This window comes from Flavobacterium sp. HBTb2-11-1, assembly GCF_009826975.1.
In the GTDB taxonomy this organism is placed as follows: Bacteria; Bacteroidota; Bacteroidia; order Flavobacteriales; family Flavobacteriaceae; genus Flavobacterium.
The window spans coordinates 1-7,803 of record NZ_WUMO01000017.1; the positions used below are offsets into that span (position 1 = coordinate 1).

The following is a 7,803-nucleotide window of genomic DNA, read 5'->3' on the forward strand; positions in this document are numbered from 1 at the left end:
TTATTAAAAGCCCTTAAAATAACACCCACTAATTCAAGATGATATACAAATAAAAAGTGTTGTATTTGGCTACTTTTAATAGTTTGTTTTTAATAAAATTTGATACTAGAAATTTTAGTGCAAAATTCCTTCTATTTTCGAGTTCATTTTGCCAGTAGAAGATTTTAGAATAACAGTTTAAGACAAATTTGTTTCAAATTTGAAACAAACTGGTGAAAAGCATCAAAACATATTAATCTATAATTCAACTAATTAACAAAAACAAAACTTTAAAATTATCATAGTACAAATCTGTCTTTTAAAAGGTTTATTTTAAAATATCTTCAAAAGTTCAAAAGGCAGCAGCAAAAACATAACTGTTTAAATGCTGCTGTCTCCTAAACTAAACTCCTGTTATAATAAACTCGCTTCGCCTATTTTGCTGGTGTTCTTCCTCAGAACATTGCACTCCATCTGAGCAGCGGTTTACCAGAGCCGTTTCTCCATATCCTTTTCCTGTCAGGCGGTTTTTGGACACTCCGTTTTTAACCAGCCAACTAATTGTAGCTTTTGCTCTACGGTCTGATAACGCTTTATTGTACTCGCGACTTGCTCTGCTATCGGTGTAAGAACGTATATCTAGCTTCATCGTTGGGTTTTGGCTCAGGACATCTAGTATTTTAGCCAGATCCAAAGCTGCCGCGGCTGTTATGTCAGACTTATCCAAATCAAAATAAATCATCTTGATTCCGAAGCATTTTCCTAAATCGTCTCCAACTGTAACTTTGCAGACTGATTTGTCAAGAGCAATCGGCAGACTGGTTTTTCCGCTTGCATTTCCAATGGTCACCAATACTTCTTTGGTTGCATATTCTTGCTTTTCAGCTCTTACACTATAAGTTTTTCCGCATTCAACATCAAATCTGTATTGTCCTTCAGAATTAGAGAGAACCGACTTTTTGATTGCCTGATTTTCATACAGCGTAACTTTTGCTTCAGGCAGAACAGCACCAGTGGCAGCATCGGTAATTACCCCATTTAGCTCTTGGGTGCATTTTAATCTTCTAGTTTCAAGAAATTTATAAATATCATCAGATCCCTGCCCTCCATCTCTGTTTGATGAGAAATACCCTCTTCTGGTGGCAGTGTCAATTATGTAAGCAAAATCGTCTTTTGGAGAGTTAATGTCGCTGCCCAGATTCTGGATATTGCTGACCACTCCGTTACTGTCTAGCTGTCCTACAAACACATCCAATCCTCCAAGACCGGGATGGCCGTCTGAGGCAAAATAGATTTCATTTTCGCTGGTTACGTAAGGAAATGTCTCTTTTCCTTCTGTATTAATTTCTTTGCCAAGATTTTCTGGAGTTCCGTAACTGTTTCCGTTTATGCTTACCTTATAAATATCAGACTGTCCTATAGTTCCCGGCATGTCCGATGCAAAATATAAGGTTTTCTCATCAGAGCTCAGCGCAGGATGCGCTGTACTGTAATCATCACTGGTAAAAGGGAGTGTCGTTATATTGGTCCATTTGCCATTTACCAGATTCGCTCTGTACAGTTTTACCAAAGTGGCATCGCTTTCATTCTTGCCTTTTTTCCCATTCAGGAAATTGTTTCTTGTAAAATAAACGGTGTTTCCGTCTTTGGTAAAAACAAGCGACGATTCGTTAAATTTGGAATTTAAGGGCTTAAATTTATTCACTTTAGATGCGGTGCCATTTTGAGAATCGATTGCTGCATTGTAAATATTGGTAAAATATTCGCCTGTCCATTTGTGGATTCGTTTGGTAAAATTTCCAGTATCTCTAGCTGATGCAAAATAAATTTTGTTATCGTAAACAAAACTTCCGTAATCAGAATATTTAGAATTGATTCCTGCATCTTCAATTTGGTATCGTCCTGAGTTGGCTTTTATCTGATCTAGATAGTTTCCGTTCTGTCTGTACAATTTTCCTCTAGAATCATTTTTATAAAGGCTATTAAATTCTGCTAAAATTTTATCTGCTTTATCCGTTTCTCCTTTAGATTTTAAAGACTGTGCATAACGGTAATAATATTCCGCTTCTGGAGAAGGGTTCATGGTGAAGAGCTCTCCATACCATTTCGCCGCATTTTCGTAATCGGAATTAAAATAATAAGAGTCTCCCAATTTTTTAAACAGATCTTCAGACTTATAGCCTTTATCTGCCAGACGCTCGTAGGTTTTTATGGCGTCTACATACGCATACTGATCGTAGTTTTTGTCAGCTGACTTCAGTTTTTTTTCCTGCCCATAACCGCAGAAGGCATTTAGGAATATTAAAGCAATAAATGTATATTTTTTCATGATGCATTTTTTTAGAAGAATCGAGGAGTTGTCATTTTGCCATTTCTCTTGAAAAACTCATAACGCAGGAATATCTCGTGAGATCCAGAATTGTAATTGTTCAGTTTCGTAGTTTCGCGGTCGTAACCGTAGCCAATATAGAGTCCGTCTGTAATCTGAAAACCCGCCATAGCACTCATCGAAGCGCTCCATCGATAAGCCACGCCTAGCATAAACCTATCTACAAACATAAAATTTGCAGAAATGTCTACCTGAAGTGGCGCGCCTTCGACCATTTTAGCCAATACAGCCGGTTTAAATTTGTAATACTGATATCTGTCTAAATCAAATACATAGCCTCCCATTAGATAATAGCTAATTTTACTTTTATAAATGGCGATATCATTATCATCATATCGATTACTTTCAATAAAATGAGGCACCGAAAAACCGACATAGGCTTTGTCTGAATGCAGATAGACTCCTGCGCCTACATTGGGAGAAAATTTACTGTTTAGATTTTGAAATTGCGGATCTCCTTGATTTTCGGGATTAAGTTTGTTTATATCCAGATTAAAAAGATTTGCGGTTCCTTTTATACCAAAAGAGAGCTTAAAATCTGCAGAGGTCTGAATTGTATAGGATAAATCAGCCGATATATTATTCTCTGTCGTTGGACCGATTTTATCGTTGATAAAAGAAACTCCAACACCTAGCTTACTATTGTTTATTGGTGAATTTATAGAAAAGCTGGAAGTTTCCGGAGCACCATCAAGTCCTACCCATTGCGTTCTGTACATGCCAAAAATGCTTAAGGCACCCCGAGATCCGGCATAAGCGGGATTTATAACAATGGTATTGTACATGTATTGGGTATACTGTGCATCCTGCTGCGCATAACCTGAGAGGGTTATAAACGCAATGGCGAAAAAAAGTAATCTTGTTCTCATAGTAGATTTGTATTACTGATTAAATATTTCCTATTTGAAAAAATAATAGGACTGTCCAAAGACAGCCCTATTACACCTTTTAATTATTGATTGTTGATGTACAGATAACCTGATCTGCTTACCTGTTTTCCATTGTCATTGTACTCCAGAGTATAGAAATACGTTCCAGTAGGAAGCTTATCTCCTCTTATCACTGTTGCACGTCCGTCAGAGAATCCCTCAAAAGGATTCGTCACATTATCGTAGCCTTTTTTCTCGTATATCTTAACGCCGTATCGGTTATAGATTGTAACTGTATTATCTGGGAAACAGTCGATACCGTCAATCACAAAAGTATCATTGATGCCGTCTCCATTTGGCGATAAAGCATTGTAGATATTTGGCAGGCACGATACGTTTATCTTTTGGGTAAACGAAGCCTGATTTCCGCATTCATCCACAGCTGTCCATGTTCTCTCTAATGTGTATCTTGCACTGCAGTCTCCTTCTATTTTGCTTTCAGTATAGTTCACAGTTGCCATTCCACACCCGTCAGTTGCAGTAAGAACCGCTGGTTCTGGGATTGTGTTGCAGTCTGCATTTACCTCTGCTGCAGGAAGCGTTTCTACAAAAACAGGCGCCGTCGTGTCTGCAACGGTTACCGTCTGCGTGTGCACAGTCTGGTTGCCGCAGGCATCAGATGCCGTCCAGGTTCTTATCAGCTGGTAGTTTCCTGAGCAGCCTCCGTTTATTCTTTCTTCATTGAAGCTTACTGTGGCAGCCGAGCAGTTGTCTGTCGCTGTAAGGATTGCCGGTGCAGGAACAGCCGCTGAACATTCTACAGTGATATTTGCAGGCAATGCCCCAACAAAGGCCGGTTTAGCTGTATCTATCGCTGTGATAGTCTGAACCAGTTCCGTTTTCAATCCTCCGCAGTCTGTCAGTGTATAGGTTCTGGTTACAATATAAGGGCTGGAACTGCATCCCGAACCTCCATTATTGGTGTCTGCTACTGTTACCGTTACTGAACTGTTACAATTGCTGCTCAGGTTAGTTACCGCATTTATGCTCGCCACGGGAATGTCTCCAATGCACTGGACTGTAAGATTGGCCGGTGCCGTGCCTTGCGGTGCAACCGTATTATCGATCGTATAGGTGTATACCCAATCATGCTTATGTCCTACGCAATCCGTAAATGTATAGGTGTAAGTTTCAACACCGTTGCAAGAAGGCACTGCTGAAATAGCAGGAGCAGATGGCGTCAATACGTTTCCGCAATTATCTATTACTGTCGGCACAATTGGCGCTATTACTTCTGATGCACAGGCAACCGTTGCACCCTGATCTGCAGGCATTGCAAAATCTGCTCTCTCTAAAGTGAAAGTCTGCGTTACAGATGTCGTATTCAATACCATATCTTCGCCCGCATCGCGCACTTTATTATTGTTCGGATCTGCATATTCCGTTACCGTGTACGTTCTGGTTACGTTTCCATTGCATGACGGCTCGGCGCTGTTTGAAGCCGTAATTTCAATCACGCCGCATGGGATAGCTCCAATTTTTCCGTCTCCGTTTCCTAAAGCTTCAAATTCGGCTTCTGTCAAACTTGTTGCAGCTGGCATTTGGTTATAACACGTTATAATCGTCGCAGGGAATGTCGGCGCTGTAACTTCATACACGCAGCAGATTGGCGCTGTGTCAGAAACTGTAATCGTGTTGCAGGCATTGGCATCCTGAACGCTTACATTATAGTCTGTTCCTGCCAATATCTTATCAGAAGTCCACTCATTTCCGTTCCATGTTCCTGGAGCTCCAGTTCCCGTTGCCGCATATGGCGCCTGGCCTGTTACGGTGAAGCTCAGCACATAGCCTGAACCGTCTGCAGCGCAGGCTGTCGATTCAGTTCCACTTAGCGCAAGAAGCGCATTTACTGCTACCGTTACTTTTTCAGGAGCAGACGAGCATCCTTCTGGAGTTGTTCCTATTATGTAATAGTCTCCTGCTGCTGTTACCGCATCAGGGTTATTCAAAATAGCTGTTCCAGCCGCATCGGTGAAATACGCAAACGTTAATCCCGCTGTGCTTCCATCTGTTACAGCTGCTGCAGTTAAATCTACAGGCGTGCCTGAACACACCGCTGCAGGATTAGTTATAACCACTGTCGGCATCAGGTTTACCGTTACAATTACAGGTTCAATGGCAGATTTACATCCCGATGCTGTTGTTCCCTGTATATAATAGGTTCCGTCTGCTGTTACTCCACTTGGATTTGCTAAAACAGCTGTGCCTAAAGCATCTGTAAAATAAGTATATGTCAAATTTGCTGTACTTCCTGCTGTTACTGCATCAGCAGTTAAATCTACAGACGCACCTGAACATACTGCTGCAGGATCCGTAATAACTACAGAAGGTATTGAATTAAACGTTACTGTAACTTTCTCAATATCAAAACATCCTTCCGCTGTTGTTCCTTTTATGTAATAGTCTCCGGCTGATGTTATTGCTGCCGCATCCGAATCTGATATAGGATTCAGCCCTGCTGCATCAGTAAAATACGTAAAAGTTAATCCTGAAGTGCTTCCATCTGTTACAGCTGCTGCAGTTAAATCTACAGGCGTACCTGAACACGCCGCTGCAGGATTAGTTATAACCACTGTCGGCGTTGGATTTACCGTTACCGTAACTTTCTCAATATCATAGCATCCTTGCGGAGTTGATCCTTTTATATAATAGTCCCCGCCTAATGTTACAGCACTTGGTGCTGCTAAAGCATTTACTGCTGCAGCATCAGTGAAATAAGTAAAGGTTAATCCCGCTGTGCTTCCATCTGTTACAGCTGCTGCAGTTAAATCTACAGACGTGCCTGAACACACCGCTGCAGGATTAGTTATAACCACTGTCGGCGTCGGGTTTACCGTTACAATTACAGGTGAAATGGCCGACGAACATCCCGATGCCGTTGTACCCTGTATGTAATAGGTTCCGTCTGCTGTTACTGCACTTGGATTTGCTAAAACAGCTGTGCCTAAAGCATCCGTAAAATAAGCATACGTTAGATTTGCTGTGCTTCCTGCTGTTACTGCTGCTGCAGTTAAATTGACAGACTCCCCCGAGCATACAGCAGCAGGATTTGTGATAGCTACTGTTGGCGCTGCATTTACTGTCACTGTAGCAAAACCTGTCTGCAATTGTCCGCATGCATTTGTACTGCCTTCTGTGACGCTTACAAGAGAATAGACATAAGTTCCCGCTGTGCCTGTCGGCACCGAAACTGTTGCCGTGCTTCCCCCCGCAGTGCTTATAGTCTGGTCAGCTCCTCCGTTAATTTTATAGGTAAAAGTATACGGAGCAGACCCTCCTGATGCTCTGAATGTGATATCAGGATTTGGCTCATTCTGGCAGACTGAGTCTGAACCCGAAATCGTTGCTGTAGGCAGGTCGTTTACTTTAATGATTACAGAACCTGTCTGCAGCTGTTCGCATGAAGAGCTTTCTCTTACGCTTATTAAAGCATATTCTAAATCCCCTGCTACATTTGTCGGCGCAGCAACAGTTACAGAGCTGCCACTTATTGTAGTTATGCTCTGTTCTGCTCCTCCATTAACCGTATATTTAAATGTGTACGGTGCCGTACCATTGTCTCCCGTAAAAGTTACAAGCGGTGATGCGCCATTTTTACAGACTTCTGCAGCACCTGAAATAACAGCTGTCGGCAATACTTTTACTGTAATTGCAGCACTTCCAGTCTGTGCCTGTTCGCAAGCTGTAGAACTGTCATCTTTTACGCTTACCAGAGTATAGGTGAAAGTTCCCACAGTATCTGTAGGTGCATCTACAGCTGCAGAATTGCCTGCTGTTGTAGTAACAGTCTGATCATCTCCGCCATTTATTTTATATGTAAAAGTATATGGTGCTGTCCCATTTGCTCCTGTAAAAGTAACCGCTGGCGCTGTCCCGTTATGGCACACTTCCGCAGTGCCTGAAATTGACGCTGTTGGCAATGGATTTACAATTGCAGTTGTAAAACCGTTCTGGGACTGTGTGCATGCAGTTGAACTGCTGTCTGCCACACTTACTAAAGTATAGACAAAACTTCCCGCAGCTGCCGTAGAAACTGGTACGTTTACTGAGTTTCCAGAAACAGTAGAAACTGTGAGATTATTGCCTCCATTAATATTATACGTAAATGTATAAGGTGCCGTTCCATCTGCTCCTGTAAAAGTCACAACTGGAGACGTATCACCTTGGCAGACTGGTCCAGCAGCCACAACACTTGCTGTAGGCAATGGATTAACCGTTACCACAACTGGCATTACAGAGTAGCATCCGTTTGCATTTTCTCCTCTTATGTAATAGGTTCCTTCTGCTGTTACAGCTGTATAGTTTACCAGTGCAACCGTTGCATCTGCATCCGTAAAATAGGTATACGTCAGATTGGCCGCGCTTCCTGCTGTTACGGCTGGGGCAGATAAATCTACCGTTGTGCCGTCGCAGACCGCATTTGGGTTTGTTATATTAACTACAGGATCCGGATTTACTGTTACCGTTGTCGTGTATGTATTATCGCATCCGCCAGGGTGCACCACC

The 7,803-nt window shown here is 41.9% G+C and carries 3 protein-coding genes; all 3 read right to left on the reverse strand.

The genetic code is table 11. The features are described from left to right. Window positions 1-382: 382 nt before the first annotated feature. A complete protein-coding gene (locus tag GR162_RS22010; protein ID WP_160783886.1) occupies window positions 383-2,308 on the reverse strand; it encodes an OmpA family protein in 1,926 nt (641 codons plus the stop codon). An 11-nt stretch (window positions 2,309-2,319) separates the two neighbouring features. Next, window positions 2,320-3,237, reverse strand: coding sequence for a type IX secretion system membrane protein PorP/SprF (locus tag GR162_RS22015; protein ID WP_160783887.1), 918 nt, complete (start codon window positions 3,235-3,237; stop codon window positions 2,320-2,322). An 83-nt stretch (window positions 3,238-3,320) separates the two neighbouring features. After that, window positions 3,321-7,803, reverse strand: a 4,483-nt coding sequence (locus tag GR162_RS22020) for a gliding motility-associated C-terminal domain-containing protein (RefSeq protein WP_160783888.1), incomplete at its 5' end; no start/stop codon positions are given.

Bases quoted from the DNA above. Each gene is read 5' to 3' on its own strand.
- GR162_RS22015 (WP_160783887.1), bottom strand. From the start codon at position 3,237: ATGAGAACAAGATTACTTTTTTTCGCCATTGCGTTTATAACCCTCTCA.
- GR162_RS22010 (WP_160783886.1), bottom strand. From the start codon at position 2,308: ATGAAAAAATATACATTTATTGCTTTAATATTCCTAAATGCCTTCTGC.